This is a genomic window from Aminobacterium colombiense DSM 12261, assembly GCF_000025885.1.
In the GTDB taxonomy this organism is placed as follows: Bacteria; Synergistota; Synergistia; order Synergistales; family Aminobacteriaceae; genus Aminobacterium; species Aminobacterium colombiense.
The window spans coordinates 1,780,291-1,798,004 of record NC_014011.1 but is presented as its reverse complement, the minus strand read 5'-3'; the positions used below and the strand labels follow the sequence as shown (position 1 = coordinate 1,798,004).

Sequence of the window (17,714 nt, the reverse complement as noted above, 5' to 3'; positions counted from 1 at the left end):
GGCATTGTGAATGTGGAAATACAAAGTTGGCATATTTAGCGTCGTCAACAAGAATGGAGTAGAAATAGAACAGGAAATACTCAAAGAAATCGATGCCCAGGTGATGAACATCCAAACAGAAGAAGATTTCGAAAGAATGCTGCCTGAAATTGACGGGCTCATTATCGCAGATGCTGCAATAACAGAAGAAGTCCTCGATAAGTTGGAAAAATGCAAGGTTGTTGTACGCCAAGGAATGGGAACCGACAATATTGACATCCCAGCTGCCACGGCCCGGGGCATCCAGGTCTGCAATACTCCAGGTTTCAATATTAGGGAAGTTGCGGACCATGCGCTGGCTTCCGCTTTGTGCCTTGCCAGATACATCCCGTTCTTCAACCATGTCATTAAGAACGAAAAAAAGTGGTCTCACCTCTCATTCCCGGCCCCAAAAAGGGTTGGCGCCATGGAGTTCGGCATAATCGGCTTCGGTAAAATAGGTCAGCTTTTGGCGTCAAAGGCCAAGGGTATCTTTGGAAATATCACGACTTTTGACCCTTACCTCAACAGAGACGCTGCTGCGGAGCTTGGCGTAGAAGGAAAAAATACCCTTGAAGAGCTGTTTCAGACTGCCGATATCATCAGCTTGCACGTGCCCCTTACACCAGAAACCCACCATCTTCTCAATAAAAACACCTTCGCTCATATGAAGCCGGGTATGTTTGTCATCAATACCTCCCGAGGTTCTCTCATCGATGAAGAAGCGTTGCTTTGGGCCATAAGGGAAAAAATAGTCGCAGGCGCATTCCTTGACGTTATTGAGAACGAGTGGGAACCTGATCTTGAGGCTCCGCTCTTTAAGGAGCCCAGAATCATTTTTACACCACATACGGCGTGGTATAGCCAGGATTCTTTACATCTGCTTCGAACAGTGCCGGCCCAGGAGGTCAGAGATGCACTTCTTGGAAAACGACCTGTGGGCAGGGTTAACTAAGAGAGGACGGATCTGAATGAAGTTATATGAGAAAAGCGCTCGCATGCAGCAATGTTCCTTTGAAGGGGGCATTCGAGACATCTTTGAAGCGGCTTTAAAACTGGAAAGCAAGGGGCAGAAAATTTATCACTTGGAAATAGGCCGTCCCGACTTCGATTCCCCAGAGTGCGCAAAAAAAGCAGCCATACAGGCTCTTGAGGAAGGGTTTGTTCACTACACATCCATGAACGGAATCCCAAGCTTGCGGGAAGCAATTGCAGAGCATGAGAGAAAGAAGGGCTGCCTCTTTGGGCCTCAAAACGTCATTGTCACCAGCGGCGCTTCGGAAGCCCTCCTGACATCCATGATGGGCCTTTTGAATCCGGGGGACGAGATTATTCTGCCGACCCCCTGTTTTGTTTCATATAGAGAACAGGCTCTTTTGGCTGGTGCGGTGCCAGTCATGATTCCGTCATTTTTAGAAAATCGGTACCAGCTCGATATGGAATCCATAAAAAAGGCTCTTACTCCGAGAACCAAAATGATCATCATAAACTCGCCCAATAACCCTACCGGCGCTCTTATGCATCGTGGCGATGTGGAAGAGCTCATAGCGCTCGTTCAGGGTAAGGATATCTGGGTTGTCACTGACGAATGCTACTCTGATTTCATCTACGACAACGAACATGTGAGCATTGCCAGCTATCCTGAAATGAAAAAGCAGGTTATCCTCGTCAGCTCTACGTCAAAAACATTTTCTATGACAGGGTGGCGCATTGGATACCTTATGGCGCCGGAACCGGTTCTTCCCTTTTTAAGCAAAGCTCACCTTATGACCATCTCTTGCGCTAATTCCTTTGCTCAGGTGGGAGCCGCCGAAGCCTACAAGAGCGGAGCGGCCCATACGCAAGAAATGGTGGCGGCCTTCAAAGAGCGGCGGAACATTGTGGTATCGGCGCTGAATCGATGCCCGGGCATTAAGTTCCCCGACCCCCAGGGAGCCTTCTACGTTCTTCCATCAATAGAAAAGCTCAACATGAAGCCCCTGGATTTTGCCAAAGAACTCATGGAACGCTATGGAGTTGCCATTACTCCCGGAAACGCCTTCGGAATAGACAATCACGTTCGAATAGCTTATGCTATTCCGGCTGAAGATCTGCGCCAGGCCATGGAGGGCTTTGTGGCCCTTTATAACGAAAAAATAAGAGGTTGAGCATTCATAAACGTCAACTATTAAATAGGAAGGGGAATAAACGATGAAGAGATTTCTTATTTCTGTAGTAGCACTCGCATTACTTGTCATGTCGGCACACTCAGCGTTGGCTGCCTCTGAGTTTCGAATGAAAGTACACTCTGTAGGGAGTGACGCCCACCCCTCAACAACCATGCTTCATGAATTTAAAAAGTATGTAGAAGAGAACTCTGGCGGAAGAATAAGCGTTTCCATCCATAACAACGCCCAGCTTGGCGGAGACAGACAGGCCACAGAAGCCATGCAGCTTGGAACCATAGAGTGTGGAGTGTTGCCAACTACGACCATCGCTTCCTTTGACCCAAGATTTAACATCTTTGAGCTTCCATTTATCTTCAAAAGTCACGAAGAAGCCTACAAACACCTTGACGGCGCTCTTGGCGAAAAATTGAAAGAGGCCCTCCTGAGCCAGGGCATGCGTATTATCGGCTATGGAGTTAATGGATTCAGGCACATTTCAAACAACCGCGGTCCCATAACAAAACCGGAAGATCTCAAGGGACTAAAGATCAGAACCCAGGAGAACCCCATCCATATCGCAGCCTTTAAACTCCTTGGTTCAAGCCCCACCCCCATGAGCTTTTCAGAGCTTTACACCGCTTTGGCCCAGAAGACCGTGGACGCTCAGGAAAACCCCATAACCCTCACTTACTCTTCAAAGTTCTACGAAGTGCAGGAGTACTATTCTCTCACGGGGCACGTGTATGCTGTGGCTCCCCTCGTGGTAAGCACCATATTCTTTGACCGCCTGCCAGAAGACCTTCAGAAAGTTGTTCTCGACGCTGGCAAACTCTATGCGGACGGAGAACGGAAATCAACTGTGGAACTTGAGGGACAGATGCTCCAGGAGCTGAAAAATCATGGCATGAAGGTCAATGAGCTGACGCCAGAAGAACTTGAGGTTTTCAAAAAAACCACATTGCCAGTATATAAAGAGTTTGAGTCTAAGATAGGAACAGATCTTCTGAACATGATCCTGAAAGGTGAGGAGGCATCTTAAGAACCACAGGGGGTTCGTATTGAATGAAGCGTTTAAAGACCTTTTTGGACGACCTTGAGGAAAATCTGCTTTGCGGTATTTTAGCCCTCATGGTTATCATCATCTTTTTACAAGTTATTATGCGATATGTCTTTGCCAATTCTCTTACGTGGAGCGAAGAGCTGGCAAGGTATCTTTTTATATGGCTCACCTGGCTCGGCACGGGCTATGCCTTTAAGAGCAACCGCCACCTGCGGATAGAATTTCTTGTGGATAAGCTCTCCGTACGGGTGCGGTACTACCTGGAGTTTCTAATTCTCGTTCTCTGGCTAGGCTTTAGCGTATTCCTCGTCTATCAAGGGTGGATTGTTACAAATCTGAACTGGACGCGGGGTCAATTGTCCGCAGCCATGCAAATTCCTATGGCCCTGGCCTATGCTGCCGTGCCGGTGGGATGTCTGTTTATGGCGCTGCGGCTGGCTTTTAGGCTCTTTAGCGGCTTTTTAGAGAAAAGATATGAGTAGGAGGAGGGGCGTACGATGGATATAGCTGTACTTTTCGGGTTTGTCGCCCTCTTTCTCGCGCTAAGCCTTCCCATCGGCATTGCTCTGGGATTGGCCACCGCGCTTACCATGTTCTTAACGAGCCCTATTCCCTTGACCATGATAGCACAGACGGCCTTTACGGGGCTTGACTCTTTTCCCCTCCTTGCCATTCCATTCTTTATGCTGGCGGGATCGCTCATGGGTTATGGCGGAATTTCAAAGAGGCTCGTTAACCTTGCGGAAAGCCTTGTGGGCTTTCTTATCGGCGGTCTTGCCATGGTCACTGTCACAGCCTGCATGTTCTTTGCGTCTATATCCGGGTCTGGCCCTGCAACAGTGTCAGCCATTGGATCTTTTATGATCCCTGAAATGCGGGCCAAAAAATACGAAGGAGCCTTTGCCGCCGCCCTTACCGCTGCCGCTGGCTCTATCGGCGTCATTATCCCTCCCTCAATTCCTTTCGTCATTTTTGGCGTCGTATCGGGAGCTTCAGTGGGAGAGCTTTTTGTTGCGGGAGTCATTCCGGGTATCATCATAGGCATTGCCTTAATGATCGTTTCTTATTTTTCTGCTAAAAAACATGGATACCCTCGCTCTGACAAGACACTGGGACTCAAGTATTTTATGAAAAACTTTGTTGACAGCTTCTGGGCCCTGCTTGTGCCGGTCATCATTATGGGCGGCATCTACGGGGGAATATTTACTCCCACCGAAGCGGCTGTGGTTGTTGTGGTATACGCTCTCTTTATAGGAAAGTTCATCTATAAGGAGCTGGATTACAAAACCACCAAAGCAGCCTTTAGGGATGCGGTGATGGTGAACGGCGCCACGTCATTCATGCTGGGACTTTCCATGTCTTTTGCCACCTATCTCACCATGGAGCAGATCCCCATGCGGGTGGGGGCGTGGATCATCACAGTATCTAGCGAACCGTGGATCATCCTGTTTCTCATCAACCTGATGCTTCTTGTTGTAGGATGCTTTGTGGATAACATATCGTCCATGATCATCTTGACGCCTATTTTTCTCCCTGTCATAAAACAGATAGGCATCGACCCTGTCCATTTTGGAGTGGTCATGACCCTTGCTCTCGCCATCGGTTTTATTACCCCTCCCTATGGGGCCAATCTTTTTGTAGCATCAGCTGTTTCTGGGGAAAAGTTAGACAGCATATCCAAAAAGATCTTCCCCTTTGTGGGAGCCATGGTCGTCTGTCTGGCTCTTTTTACATATTTCCCGGGCATCAGCATGGGATTAGTCAATCTTTTAATGCGATAATCCTTTCAGGGCGGCTCTTAAACCGCCCTTTTTAAATTCCATTTTTCCTTGCCCATATCGTTCTTTCGAGAATGTTTTAATTCTCTAGTAGAAAGTTTTAGAGTTGCTGCTCACCGCTTGTCATATTTTTAAGCAATATATTAGTTGAATTTATGACAGACTCGGAGTATTATATTGGCGGAGGGGTGGTGATGAGATGCTAAATTATGAATTGATAGGACAGCGTTTTAATGAGTTGCGGAGCAAGAGTGGCCTAACACAAGGCCAGATGGCAGCTTATCTAGACGTAGATCAGAGCTATATTTCGAAATGTGAAAAAAATGAACGGCAATTCAGTATTGATATTTTAGAAAAAGCTGCATCACTTTTTGGGTGTCCGGTGGAATATATTGTAGGCTTAACAAGCGAATTTTCACCAATGTCTATTGCTTTTCGAGCAAAAAGCGTTACCAGGGAAGATTTGGAGGCTATAGCAGCGTTGAACAAAATAGCATTAAACCTACGCTTTATGGAAGAGCTGCTTAAGGAGGAATCCATTTGAAAGAGAAGATAGAAATCAACGGGGAAGCAATCTATTTACGCAAGCTATTTGGAGAAGATACGGATTCCCCCATTGATGTTTTCTCCTTGCTCCACAACAACGGCGATTTGACCATTGTGCTTTATCCTATGAGCAATCGGGTTAGCGGAATGTGCATAAGGGATGGGAACAATAAAATCATTTGTATTAATTCGACTTCGACTTACGGCAGACAGCGCTTCACTATTGCTCACGAGCTGTATCATTTATTTTTTCATAAAGATTTTAAAAGTATTGTGTGTTCAAAAGATATTGAGGCTCAAAAGGATCTTCAAGAAAAAGAAGCGGATCTTTTTGCATCCTATTTTTTGGCACCTTACGAGGCATTGACATCTTTTATTAAAAATAAGCTGAAAAAAGAAAAACAGACATTGCACGTTGATGATATCGTAAAGATAGAGCAACACTATGGGTTGAGCAGGCAGGCAACTTTATGGCGATTGGTTAATGATGGGTATATCACCCAAGAAAAAGCTAATACAATGAAAACAGGCATAATATCATCCGCAATAAGGCTGGGGTTTGATGACAAATTATATCGCCCGTTGCCAGAAGATAAACAGCACATTACCTTTGGAAAATATATCAAGCTGGCTGAAGAGTTGAAAGATAAAGAACTGATTTCTACTGGTAAATATGAAGAGATTATGTTGGAAGGATTTAGGGGGGATATTATATACGGGCTCAATCCTCCAGAAAACTATGATTAAAAAACTATTTTTTGATACCGGCTGTATTTCTTCCTTTTTATGGGTGAAAGAAGAAAAAATTTTATTAACCCTTTACCCAGAAAGAATTATTCTGCCAAAGCAAGTTTCCGATGAGCTTTGTAACCCTAGTATCCCCCATATCTTGCCGACTTCAACCTTTACGGAATATAAAACTAAAAAACTAAAAAACTAAAAATAAAAAAATACTCCAACCCATCTGCCCGCAAGCGCCCCTGCCTCCATCCAATGTTAAAAACCCTAAAAATAAACAAAAATGCTATAGAGTAGATAAAATTTAGTCAACAGTGTATTATACAAAGGTGCTGCGCAATCAGGTAGCTTTCAATGTTTGCCTTTCTCAAAATCTCTTCAGTATTCGACGATGCCAACACCAACTCACATCACAGCACAAAATAGCTAATATTCTGTCTATCAAAATTAAATATACGTCTCAATAAAAAAAGAGTTATAATGACAAAACGAGCTAACTCTCCGCTCAGTAGGGGGTGTCACCATGAATGTACAACATCTTAAAGATCAGGTATGTCAGTGTATTGACGAGAAAAAAGAAGACCTTCTCTCTCTCGTTCGCGAGATAGGCAGCCACGCAGAATTAGGATTCAAGGAGTACCGCACCTCTTCTGTCGTTGCAGCTTTTTTAAAAGACCTCGGTCTCCCCGTCCAGACGGGATTGGCGGTAACAGGCGTAAAAGCTCTATTGAAGGGAAGCCGGCCAGGGCCAACAGTGGCTATTTTAGGAGAGCTTGACGGGGTTATCAGCCCAGACCACCCGGAAGTGGTGAAAGGCACAAATGCGGCCCACGCATGCGGCCACAACCTGCAAATAGGCACAATGCTTGGCGCTGCCATGGGCCTTACATGGGCCAGCGCGGCAAAAGAACTTGACGGATCCATCTGCTTTATGGGGGTGCCGGCAGAGGAGTTTATCGAAATTCAAGAGCGAATGGAGCGCCGCCAAAAAGGAGAGATCCATTTCCTGGGAGGCAAACAAGAGCTAGTCTATCAGGGGGCCTTCGACGATATAGACATGGCCATGATGGTTCACGCCGGAACAAACATGCCCCATCCCTCGTTCATGATTGGCGAGACGGGCAATGGCTTCATTGCCAAAACCATTCGCTACATGGGAAAAGCCACCCACGCCGCCGCAGCCCCCCATGAAGGCATCAACGCCCTTAACGCCGCGGTTCTCGGCATCAACGCAGTGCACTCTATGAGAGAAACTTTTCGCGACGACGACCACGTTCGAGTCCACTTCATCATCACTAAAGGAGGCGACTCTGTAAACACCATCCCTGCCGACGTTCGTCTCGAAGCCTATGTGCGGGGCAAAACCATGGATGCCATCAACAGCACCCACGAAAAGTTCGACCGTGCCTTCAGGTCTGGCGGCGATGCAGTAGGGGCCAAAACCGAAATAGTTACAATTCCGGGATACCTTCCCCTCGCCTGCTCAGCCGCCATGAACAGCCTTTTTGAGTCGAATGCCGGGAGCTTCCTCCCCCATCAGAATATCGCCACGGCTCCCCACTTCGATGCCTCTACCGACATGGGGGATATCTGCCACATTATGCCCGCTATCCATCCTTATTTCGGCGGGGTTGCAGGAGCCCTCCATTCCGGTGATTTCAGGGTAGTGGATTACGATGCAGCGGTGATTCTTCCTGCAAAGGTTATGGCAACAACTGTTATAGATCTCTTATGCAACGGGGCAGAGAAGGGGCGTGAACTGCTTAAAGCCCACCGTCCTCTTATGTCACGAGAAGAATATCTTCAGACTCTGGAGCGTTACTTCAACATATGAAAGGAGTGGTAAAAGGTGAAGGATGCAATTCGCAACTGGAAGATTCATGCTTTAGTTGTCATCCTTGTAGTAATAGCAGAGTTGATCGGCATTCACTCTTTTAAGGTTGGCATTGGCACCATCGTTCTTCTTCCAATGCTTTATGCTCTTATTATAGGGGCTCTTCTAGGGCCAAAATTTGTCAAAGTTGTCAATCAAAAAGATATGGTGGACGCAGGCAGCCTCATCGGCGTCACCCTCATGCTTCTTATGGCGAGGTACGGCACTCTTGTGGGGCCCAACCTGCCCATGATTCTCAAAACAAGCCCGGCCCTTATTCTGCAGGAATTAGGCAATCTGGGAACCGTCCTCATAGGTATTCCCATAGCGGTTTTCCTCGGCCTGAAGAGGGAGGCAATCGGTGCTGCCCACTCTGTATCGCGAGAGCCCAACGTAGCTCTCATCGGAGACGTCTATGGCCTCGATACTCCTGAAGGGCAGGGGGTAATGGGAGTCTATATCTGCGGAACAGTCTTCGGAACCATCTTTTATGGCCTTATGGCTACTGTTACCGCAGCGCTTAACATCTTCCATCCATTGGCTCTGGGAATGGCTTCCGGCGTTGGAAGCGCCAGCATGATGACCGCCTCCGTCGGTTCCCTGAGCGCCATGTATCCTGATATCGCCGACAAGATCCAGGCCCTTGGCGCGGCAAGCAACATGCTCTCTGGCCTTGACGGCCTTTACATGTCTCTATGGATGGCCTTGCCTCTCTCAGAATGGCTCTATCGAAGAACTTATAAAATAAAATACGGCGAGTTCCCTGAAAAGCCAGAATACAAGGAGGTGTAAACCATGAAATCTTTTGAAGTCTTTATTGTGCTTCTCATTGTTGCCGTCATGACCCTCATAGGAAACCTGGTGGGGGCAAAAACACCTCTTATGAGCGCCATTCCAGGCATGGCAGCGTTAGTGGCTATCTGCATGGCTGGAGTTTTTTGCGCAAAGGCCATTCCAGTTCGCATTCCCTCTGTTGCCTATATCGTAACCATTGGCTGCATCCTGACCTATCCTGGTTTTCCCGGTTCCGCCATTCTCTCGGCCTGGGTCAAGAACGTTAATTTCCTGGCCCTTACCACACCTATTCTTGCCTATGCGGGCATCTCTCTTGGGAAAGACCTGGGAATGCTGAAAAAAACAGGCTGGAGAATAGTCGTAGTCTCATTCGTCGTTTTTATAGGAACGTACATTGGTTCAGCCGTTATAGCTCAGGCTGTCCTGAAAATGATAGGAGAAATCTAAGCACCACATGTAAAAAAGAAGTAACACTCCAGACGCAAAGGGAGGGGCTAGCCCCTCCCTTCTTTTCCTTCACTAAAACTGCCAGCAACACCACACCGAAACATTAATTATTCCCCAAATCAATTTAACCTTTTGTTTTTTAACCTCCTTCAACCCACTTATATAAGGTGAGGGGGGGTGAAAACATATGGAGGTCTACATTCCAATGGAAAGCCGCCTGCAGATTCGAGTCAACATTGGTTTTGACGATAACGGAGACCCAGTAACCCGTTCTCTCAATTTTGCCGATGTGCAATCTGAAGCAGTGGCTCTCAATGTGGCAGCTGTTTCAGCGGCTCTTGGCGGACTCCTCGACTATCCCATAACAGAAACACGAAAAATAGACACTAATGTCGTGGAGTAGAGAAGATTTTGTCAATAGTGTATAATGTGAGCGCGCTGCGGTATTAGTGACGCTCCCGGGTTGATTGCAGAAAGGAGTGAAACTTGATGAAAACCCTTCGCCTTAAGTTTGGTACTGCCGATGGAAAGAACCGAACCCTCTCCCTTCGCTATGCGCGTCAGGATGCGACGGAAGAAGAGGTTCGCACAGCAATGCAAGCCATCATAGACAACAATATATTTATAAAGGGTTTGGTCTCAATTCTTGGGGCCGAACTCGTAGAGACCTCTGTCACTACTCTCATTGAAGAGTAGAGCATAGGCCTCATGCGGCCGGAATCTTCTTCCGGCCGCTTTTTCGTGTCTTGAAAAAAGGAGGTGACGTTATGGAAGACTTTTTGGCATCCTGTCTTCAAAGTGGTTTTTCTGTAGCCGTAGCAGCCTATTTGCTTGTGCGCATGGAAAAACGGCTGGATGAACTGACAGGAGCCATCCGGCGGCTGGAGAGCGCTATTACCCATATGGAAGGAGGAGAACTCAGTGAAACCAATCATCAACTCGTTGCAGCTCACACCCCACTTTAATCTTCGAGAATTTCAATGTTCCTGTTGCCAACAGGTAAAACTGTGGCCCCCGCTAGTAGAGTGCCTGGAAAAGCTGAGAAGCCTCTGGAAAGAACCCATCGTACTTACCAGCGGATATCGTTGCCCCAACCATAATAAAAGGGTTGGGGGAGTTGCCAATAGCCTTCACGTGGAAGGCCGGGCTGCCGACGTGGTAGTAATGCATAGGTATCAGCCACTTTTTTGTGAACTGGCCGAAAGGGCTGGCTTCACAAGCATCTTGCCCTATGGAAAAAGAAACTTCATTCATCTGGCCATAAAAAATTCAAGGAGGCATAACGAATGATCTGTGTTCCCTGTAGTGACAAAGACCCAGAAGAAAAAATCCTTAGAGACTATTTTGACTACATTAAGAAAATAGCCTGGCGTTACGCAGGCCGCGGCGCAGAGGTTGAAGACCTGGAACAAGAAGCGTCAATGGGCCTCATCACATTAGCAAGAAAATGTCCCCCCAATGAAGAACTCTCCAATTACATTAGAAAACGCCTGCCTGGCCAAGTGCGGGATGCCGCGCACCGCTACCGCTATCCCGATCTTCACTGCGAACTGACAGAAGCCCACAAAGAGGCAATCCCCGCACCAAAAAAACACATACCAATCGATTTTATAGATCTTTTAGAAAGGAACTTCAGCGAATCCGACCTCTTCATCATCTGGGCCCTCTCGTGGGGCTGCACTCAGAAAGAGATTGCTGAAAAACTTAACAAGACGCAGCAATCCATCCACTATCGCCTTACGAAAATAAGAAAACACTTACAAGACCTTCTGAGGCGCTATTGGGATATGGAATAGACTCTATTGTTTGTAATCTGAGAGGGAGCCGTCAGGCTCCCTCTTTTACATCAGAAAGGGTATAATTTCATCTGTTAGCTCTGTAAAACAAACAATAACGTATACATGTGGAGATCGATATAAAAATGGATAGGCACTTTCTAGGTATTTCCTTAGCCCTTATGACAGGCGTTTCATGGGGCACAGTAAGCCCTATCGGGCGAATCCTTGCCCTTAAGGGCATCAATATGGTAACCGTTACAGTTCTCAGAACCTTTCTGGTGGTTGCGGGCTTTGGGCTCTATCTGGCGTTGCGGAGTCCCCAGTACCTTCGCACTTCCCTCAAAGAACAGAAAATATTTTTAATATACGGTATTCTGTCAGTGGTCTTTACCTATACAGGCTTTCTTTTTTCCCTCAAGTATTTAACTGTTTCGGCAGCCCTTATCATTCATTACACCTTTCCAATGGTGACCCTTCTTGGTGGCCTCCTGATAACAAAAGAACCTCCCACACCTGCACAGGTGCTTTCAGCCCTTCTCATCCTTGTTGGAGTATGGGTAGGCATGTTTTCTGGCAAGGAGGGAACTCAAGAGATCTCACTGCCCGGCATCCTCTGGGGGCTTGTGGCTGTTCTCGGATTGTCGGGACAATCCCTTCTGGGCAGAGAAACGTCCAAGAAAGGGGAACTCAACAGAAACAGCATCATCTTCTATTCACATGTATGGGGCGGCCTTTGCCTCATTATCATAAAGACCTTCACTGCCGGGTGGGCCGATGTGTCGCCCCTTTCCCTCGTCAACTGGGGATATATCGCCATTATTTCCTGTGTAGGCAGCCTCTTGGCCTATGCCGCTTTTTATACGGCCTTGAAATACATATCAGCCACTGCTGCCAGCCTCATGTGCACTGTAGAGATAATAACGGGCATCACTCTGGCCGCCCTTATGAGCGCAGAATTCCCCACATTGAGAGAAATGGCGGGCTGCACTATTATTATTCTGGCTATTGTGCTGGCTGCTATTCCCCCAAGGGTCTTTAAAGGCCGTTTTAAGGGCGCTCCACGGCAAAACAACGCCTAAAGAGGCATCAAACTACGAATAGCTAAAAACATATGCGCAGAGAGCCTTCTTTTTATTTGACTTCCTCTTTTGTGAGTAATAAAATGACTCGAAAAGAAGAAGGAAAAACATAAATCATGATTGATTCTTTAATTACTTCAAAAACCCGTGTCAAATTGCTCTTAAAGTTCTTTCTCAACCCTGAGAACAGGTCGTACCTTCGTGAACTTTCCGAAGAGTTCGGCGAATCAACCAATGCTGTGCGGGTAGAGCTCAACCGCCTTGCTGAAGCAGGGCTTTTGCAATCCCAAGACGAGGGGCGAACCAAGCTCTACAAAGCCAATACCAAACATCCGCTTTTCCCCGAAATACGAGCCATCGTTACAAAAACTCTCGGAATCGACCAGCTTGTGGACCAGGTTATAAGGCGCCTCGGCAACGTAGAGCTCGCCTTTATAACGGGAGACTACGCAAAAGGCATAGACTCTGGCCTCATCGACCTCGTGCTGGTTGGCGATATTGACAGAGCTTACCTGCAAAGCCTGATAGACAAACTTGAAAAAATGATTGAACGAAAAATTCGTGTGCTGGTGCTGAAGCAAGAAGAGTTTGAAAAAATAGGGGAAAAATTTTGTTCAGAAGGGCTTCTTCTTTGGAATCAACTTAATCCGAATTTTCATGAGGTTTAAAAAATGCAAATCGTTCATTTGTTACCAGACTCCCTTTATTCGAAGAAATTTTTAGAGGTTCTTGCTATAAATACAGAAGCAATAAAACACTTTGTTTTATTGCCAGAGAATCCTAAATATATTGACATTTCCTCTCCATTGTTTGGAAGTTTGGATATTGCTTGTTTTTCTAGAAAAAATCGGATTCAAAGAATATCTTGTCTAAAAGAATACGTAGAAAAAACGGATAAATTGGTAGCGCATTGCCTTGACGATAATGTTCTTTTGTTGCTTTTATGTTATCCCTCTCTTGCGAATAAAGTATGTTGGGTTCTTTGGGGGGGGGATCTTTATTATAGGGTTATTCGGCCTCACGATATAAAATCATGGTTAAGAGAAAAAGCAAGAGAAAGAGTAATACCTCAAATACCCCAAGTTGGCATGTTAGTAGATGGGGATTATGAGCTATTGAAAAAATGGTATGGTTTTAGGGGTAAAAGGCACGAACTTTTTTATCCACTGCCAAGTCCGTTAGGAACTTATAGCGTAGATAACAACATGGAGGTTGAAAGAGAAATAAAAATCTTGGTAGGGAATTCTGCTGATCCTTCAAATAATCATAAAGAAATTTTTGAGGTATTAGCTTCAAAAAAGTTGAGTGAATGGAATATTAAGATTATTTGCCCACTTTCTTATGGGGATAGAAATTATGCCAGCCAAATAGCAAATTATGGACGTTCGCTTTTAGGAGAGCGCTTTTCCCCGTTGTTTGATTTTATGTCTTGCGATAAATACGTTGCTTTTATGGGAAACATGAATATTGTTATAATGAATCATCGGAGACAACAAGGCTTAGGTAATATTTTGTTGGCGCTTTCCTTAGGTAAAAAGGTATATGTACGATCAGATACAACTTCTTACGCATTTTTTAAATCTCGAAATATTGAAGTATACGATACCTTGCGTATTAAATTTCAGAGCGTGGAAGATTTGCTTACTTGTAACGCTTCTGAAGCAAAAGATATTTCTTCAAAAATTAAGTCGTATTTCTCTGATGAAAATGGCATCCGTTTGTGGAAAAAATTCTTTGAAGATATCCTAAATAGTTAATCTTAATCAGTCAACAAGAAAAAGGGGTGTTTATAAAGGTGAAAGGTATAATCCTTGCCGGAGGGAAAGGAACACGACTTTATCCTGTAACATGGGGTGTAAGCAAACAGCTCTTGCCTATTTATAATAAGCCTATGATTTATTATCCACTTTCAGTTCTTATGCTAGCGGGGATAAAAGATATTCTCATTATAACTACATCGGAAGATTTAGGTGCTTTTAAACGTCTTTTGGGCAATGGAAGCCAATGGGGTATCTTCCTTACATATGCAGTGCAGCATTATCCAGGGGGTCTCGCTCAAGCTTTTATTATAGGTGAAGATTTTATCGGGAAAGATACGGTTTGTCTTGCTTTAGGAGATAATGTTTTTTATGGTCAAGGTTTCTCCCCAAAATTAAAAGAAGCTGCGTCTATCCATGATGGTGCTGTCGTTTTTGGATATCAGGTGAAAGATCCTGAACGGTTCGGAGTTGTTGAATTTGGCCAGGATAAGAAAGCAATATCTTTGGAGGAGAAACCCCAAAATCCTAAAAGTAACTATGCTATTACGGGTCTCTATTTTTATGATAATCAGGTAGTTAATATTGCGAAAGGAATTATTCCGAGCCCTCGCGGGGAACTTGAGATTACTGATGTAAATAAAGAATATCTTCGTCGGGGTCAATTAAAAGTAGAGATTTTAGGGCGAGGTTTTGCGTGGCTTGACACCGGAACCCATGATAGCATTCTTGCGGCTAGTTTGTTTGTTCAAACAATAGAGCAGCGTCAAGGGTTTAAAATAGCTTGTTTGGAAGAAATTGCTTTTCAAAATAAATGGATTGATGAAAAATCTCTTTTAAAGGGAGCAGAAACGTTATCTAATACAGAGTTTAACTCTTATCTTAAAGAGCTAATACAGCGGAGGGGCAAATGATAAATGTAACAAAGCCTTACTTGCCGGACAGAAAAAAACTAGAGGGTTACATAGACTTAATTTATAATACTGCACGGATGGCAAATAATGGTCCTTTAGTAAGAGATTTAACAGATCGCTTAGAAGAATATCTTAATGTAGAGAATTTATTATTGGTCGCAAACGGTACCCTTGCTCTTCAAATAGCTTATAGAACTTTTGGAATAAAAGGAAGGGCAATTACAACCCCCTTTTCTTTTGTTGCAACTGCTAGTTCTTTGATGTGGGAAGGAATTACGCCTATCTTTTCAGATATAGATTCGCAATCTTTTTGTATTGACCCTCAAAAGATAAGAACAAATATTACATCAGAAACAACGTGTATTGTCCCTGTGCATGTTTTCGGTAATCCCTGTGATATGCAAAAGATAGAACAACTAGTACATAATTCTAATTTGAAAGTGATTTATGATGGTGCTCATGCTTTTGGCGTGAAATATAGAAGGAAAAGTATCTATTCCTTTGGAGATGCTGTAACGTTGAGTTTCCATGCAACTAAGCTTTTTCATACAGTAGAGGGCGGAGCCATTGTTTTTAAAAATAGAGAAGATTGTGAAAAAGCCAAATTAATGGTTAATTTCGGGATAAGTAAGCCTGATACTATTGAAAAATTAGGCATAAATGCAAAAATGAATGAATTTCAAGCCGCCATGGGATTATGTGTTTTAGATGAAATTGAAACAATAATGGAAAAACGACAATTTTTATGGAATAGATACGATGAAAGATTAAAAAATTATTTTCAACTTCAAAAACGAAATCCAGAAGCGACAAATAATTATAGTTATTTTCCCATCCTCTTTGAGGATGAGAAATCTTTGCTTTGTGCAAAGAGGGAATTGAACAATAACGATATTAATCCAAGACGGTATTTCTATCCCTCTTTAGATACCCTTGCTTTTTTATCTTCTCCTAATAATATGGCTATTTCCAGAGATATATCAAAAAGGATTTTATGTATACCTATTTATCCGGATCTCTCTACCGATGATCAGGATAAAGTAATAAAAATACTTTTGGAACAGCATAAATAACAAAATTCATTTTTATTTTAGGTGGCAAAAATGAAAAATTCATTTATGACCAGGGATGAAATTGAGAAAATAGGGTTTAAGTTTGTAGGGAAAGATGTACTCATAAGTAGAAAAACTTCATTTTATTCACCAGAAAATATCTCTATTGGTGACCATTCTCGAATAGATGATTTTTCCATCATAAGTGGCAAGGTATCAATTGGTAGCTATGTCCATATCTCTGCTTATGTTGGATTGTTTGGTTCAAATGGAATCGTTATAAGCGATTTTTGTTGTGTGTCGATTAAAACTACTATACTTTCTGCTACAGATGATTTTTCAGGAGAATCAATGTTTGGATCTGTTGTTCCGATGGAATATCGCAATGTTCAGAAGGGGCCTGTTATTTTAAGAAAGTATGTCTTAATAGGGGCTAATTGTCTTATAATGCCTGACTTAATTATTGAAGAGGGGGTTTCCCTGGGGGCTATGAGCTTCGTTAATAAAAGCTTAAAAGAGTGGGCTGTTTATACAGGTATCCCCGCTAAGTTTCTTAAAAATAGAAAGAAAAATGTAAAAAATATGGCTCGATTATTTTTAAAGAGGAGAAACCCTAATTGTTAGGAGTGTCTTGAATGTTTAAAAAATCAGCTAAAGCTATTCTTGTAACAGGCGGATGTGGTTTTATTGGCAATAATTTAGTTCGCTACATTTTGAATAACTATGATTTTACAATAATCAATTTAGATAAGCTAACTTATGCAGGCAATGTGGATTCGTTATGTGATATCTCTTCTAAAGAGCGTTATAAGTTTGTGCAAGGTGATATCGGGGATCGTAATTTGGTCAGAAAGGTACTTGCAAAGGAAAAACCATGGGCTATATTAAATTTAGCGGCAGAATCTCATGTTGATCGATCAATAGATGGTCCCGATGATTTTGTGCAAACCAACATAGTAGGTACTTTTAATTTATTGGAAGAAGTTCGTTATTATTGGAACTTTCTTGAAGCAAAAAAACGTGAGAAGTTTCGTTTCCTTCATGTTTCGACAGATGAAGTTTTTGGCTCTCTTAGATTAGATGACGCCGCTTTTACTGAAAATCACCAATATTCACCGAATTCGCCTTATTCTGCCTCCAAGGCGGCGTCTGATCATTTAGTAAGATCGTATTTTAGGACGTATGGATTGCCGACCCTTACAACTCATTGTTCTAATAATTATGGCCCGTATCAATTTCCAGAAAAATTAATCCCATTGATGGTATTGAATTGCTTATCTGAAAGAGCCTTACCGGTTTATGGAGATGGGCAGAATATTAGAGATTGGCTTTATGTAGGAGATCATTGTTGCGCTTTGATGACAGTTTTATTAAATGGTAAGGCAGGGCAAACTTATAACATAGGTGGGAATTGTGAGAAAAAAAATATAGAGATTGTGTGTTTAGTGTGCTCTATCCTCGACGAAAAAAAACCGCGTTTGCAGGGGAAGAAATATAATGAACTAATAACATTTGTTAAAGATAGACCTGGTCATGACTTACGTTATGCCATGAATACAGAAAAGATTAGAAGCGAATTAGGATGGAGAGCGGTAGAATCGTTTGAAACAGGACTTGAAAAAACAATAGAGTGGTATCTAAATAATAATATTTGGACAGAGCGAATTTTGTCAGGGAAATACCAATTAGAGCGACTTGGTGTTGCGACAACGCAACGAATGGAATGATTAGT

Annotated in this window: 23 protein-coding genes; all 23 read left to right on the top strand. The window is 43.7% G+C overall.

Annotated elements, in window-relative coordinates:
• Positions 1-10: 10 nt before the first annotated feature.
• The 23 genes from AMICO_RS08920 (at position 11) to rfbB (ending at position 17,709) form a co-directional block, all read left to right on the top strand.
• Positions 11-973 (top strand): C-terminal binding protein, encoded by a 963-nt coding sequence (locus tag AMICO_RS08920; protein ID WP_013049128.1) that lies wholly within the window; start codon positions 11-13, stop codon positions 971-973.
• Positions 974-989: 16 nt separating this feature from the next.
• Entirely contained in the window at positions 990-2,165 is a 1,176-nt protein-coding gene (locus AMICO_RS08915) for a pyridoxal phosphate-dependent aminotransferase (RefSeq protein WP_013049127.1), read from the top strand.
• Positions 2,166-2,208: 43 nt separating this feature from the next.
• Complete coding sequence (locus tag AMICO_RS08910; RefSeq protein WP_013049126.1) at positions 2,209-3,204, top strand: TRAP transporter substrate-binding protein; 996 nt, start codon at positions 2,209-2,211, stop codon at positions 3,202-3,204.
• Between the two features lie 23 nt (positions 3,205-3,227).
• Entirely contained in the window at positions 3,228-3,707 is a 480-nt protein-coding gene (locus AMICO_RS08905; protein WP_013049125.1) for a TRAP transporter small permease, read from the top strand.
• 15 nt (positions 3,708-3,722) lie between these two features.
• On the top strand, positions 3,723-5,006 hold the full coding sequence (locus AMICO_RS08900) for a TRAP transporter large permease (protein ID WP_013049124.1): 1,284 nt from the start codon (positions 3,723-3,725) through the stop codon (positions 5,004-5,006).
• A 196-nt stretch (positions 5,007-5,202) separates the two neighbouring features.
• The gene (locus tag AMICO_RS08895) at positions 5,203-5,547 is read left to right on the top strand and encodes a helix-turn-helix domain-containing protein (protein ID WP_013049123.1); all 345 of its coding nucleotides are present in this window, start codon (positions 5,203-5,205) and stop codon (positions 5,545-5,547) included.
• Positions 5,544-6,296 (top strand): ImmA/IrrE family metallo-endopeptidase, encoded by a 753-nt coding sequence (locus tag AMICO_RS08890; RefSeq protein WP_013049122.1) that lies wholly within the window; start codon positions 5,544-5,546, stop codon positions 6,294-6,296. The genes AMICO_RS08895 and AMICO_RS08890 overlap by 4 nt, the downstream gene beginning before the upstream one ends.
• Positions 6,289-6,489, top strand: coding sequence for a hypothetical protein (locus tag AMICO_RS10210; protein WP_041459387.1), 201 nt, complete (start codon positions 6,289-6,291; stop codon positions 6,487-6,489). The genes AMICO_RS08890 and AMICO_RS10210 overlap by 8 nt, the downstream gene beginning before the upstream one ends.
• Before the next feature lie 321 nt (positions 6,490-6,810).
• Positions 6,811-8,121 (top strand): amidohydrolase, encoded by a 1,311-nt coding sequence (locus AMICO_RS08880; protein WP_013049121.1) that lies wholly within the window; start codon positions 6,811-6,813, stop codon positions 8,119-8,121.
• A 15-nt stretch (positions 8,122-8,136) separates the two neighbouring features.
• Complete coding sequence (locus AMICO_RS08875) at positions 8,137-8,952, top strand: DUF3100 domain-containing protein (protein WP_013049120.1); 816 nt, start codon at positions 8,137-8,139, stop codon at positions 8,950-8,952.
• A 3-nt stretch (positions 8,953-8,955) separates the two neighbouring features.
• On the top strand, positions 8,956-9,402 hold the full coding sequence (locus AMICO_RS08870) for a hypothetical protein (RefSeq protein WP_013049119.1): 447 nt from the start codon (positions 8,956-8,958) through the stop codon (positions 9,400-9,402).
• 187 nt (positions 9,403-9,589) lie between these two features.
• Positions 9,590-9,805 carry a DUF1659 domain-containing protein gene (locus tag AMICO_RS08865; RefSeq protein WP_013049118.1) on the top strand — a complete coding sequence of 72 codons (216 nt, stop codon included), beginning with the start codon at positions 9,590-9,592 and terminating at the stop codon, positions 9,803-9,805.
• Between the two features lie 86 nt (positions 9,806-9,891).
• A complete protein-coding gene (locus AMICO_RS08860; protein ID WP_013049117.1) occupies positions 9,892-10,098 on the top strand; it encodes a DUF2922 domain-containing protein in 207 nt (68 codons plus the stop codon).
• A gap of 71 nt (positions 10,099-10,169) precedes the next feature.
• The gene (locus AMICO_RS08855) at positions 10,170-10,367 is read left to right on the top strand and encodes a YvrJ family protein (protein WP_013049116.1); all 198 of its coding nucleotides are present in this window, start codon (positions 10,170-10,172) and stop codon (positions 10,365-10,367) included.
• Entirely contained in the window at positions 10,324-10,692 is a 369-nt protein-coding gene (locus AMICO_RS08850) for a YcbK family protein (RefSeq protein WP_013049115.1), read from the top strand. Before AMICO_RS08855 ends, AMICO_RS08850 begins: the two co-directional genes overlap by 44 nt.
• Positions 10,689-11,198: a sigma-70 family RNA polymerase sigma factor gene (locus AMICO_RS08845; protein WP_013049114.1), complete on the top strand. Its 510-nt coding sequence runs from the start codon at positions 10,689-10,691 to the stop codon at positions 11,196-11,198. The genes AMICO_RS08850 and AMICO_RS08845 overlap by 4 nt, the downstream gene beginning before the upstream one ends.
• Before the next feature lie 125 nt (positions 11,199-11,323).
• Positions 11,324-12,259: a DMT family transporter gene (locus AMICO_RS08840; protein WP_013049113.1), complete on the top strand. Its 936-nt coding sequence runs from the start codon at positions 11,324-11,326 to the stop codon at positions 12,257-12,259.
• Positions 12,260-12,375: 116 nt separating this feature from the next.
• Positions 12,376-12,927: a winged helix-turn-helix transcriptional regulator gene (locus AMICO_RS08835; protein ID WP_013049112.1), complete on the top strand. Its 552-nt coding sequence runs from the start codon at positions 12,376-12,378 to the stop codon at positions 12,925-12,927.
• A 3-nt stretch (positions 12,928-12,930) separates the two neighbouring features.
• The gene (locus tag AMICO_RS08830; protein ID WP_013049111.1) at positions 12,931-14,016 is read left to right on the top strand and encodes a TDP-N-acetylfucosamine:lipid II N-acetylfucosaminyltransferase family protein; all 1,086 of its coding nucleotides are present in this window, start codon (positions 12,931-12,933) and stop codon (positions 14,014-14,016) included.
• A gap of 38 nt (positions 14,017-14,054) precedes the next feature.
• Positions 14,055-14,930: a glucose-1-phosphate thymidylyltransferase RfbA gene (gene rfbA, locus AMICO_RS08825; protein ID WP_013049110.1), complete on the top strand. Its 876-nt coding sequence runs from the start codon at positions 14,055-14,057 to the stop codon at positions 14,928-14,930.
• Positions 14,927-16,003, top strand: coding sequence for a DegT/DnrJ/EryC1/StrS family aminotransferase (locus tag AMICO_RS08820; RefSeq protein ID WP_013049109.1), 1,077 nt, complete (start codon positions 14,927-14,929; stop codon positions 16,001-16,003). Before rfbA ends, AMICO_RS08820 begins: the two co-directional genes overlap by 4 nt.
• Positions 16,004-16,033: 30 nt before the next feature.
• Complete coding sequence (locus AMICO_RS08815; RefSeq protein ID WP_013049108.1) at positions 16,034-16,606, top strand: acyltransferase; 573 nt, start codon at positions 16,034-16,036, stop codon at positions 16,604-16,606.
• A gap of 11 nt (positions 16,607-16,617) precedes the next feature.
• On the top strand, positions 16,618-17,709 hold the full coding sequence (gene rfbB, locus AMICO_RS08810) for a dTDP-glucose 4,6-dehydratase (protein WP_013049107.1): 1,092 nt from the start codon (positions 16,618-16,620) through the stop codon (positions 17,707-17,709).
• Positions 17,710-17,714: the final 5 nt, after the last annotated feature.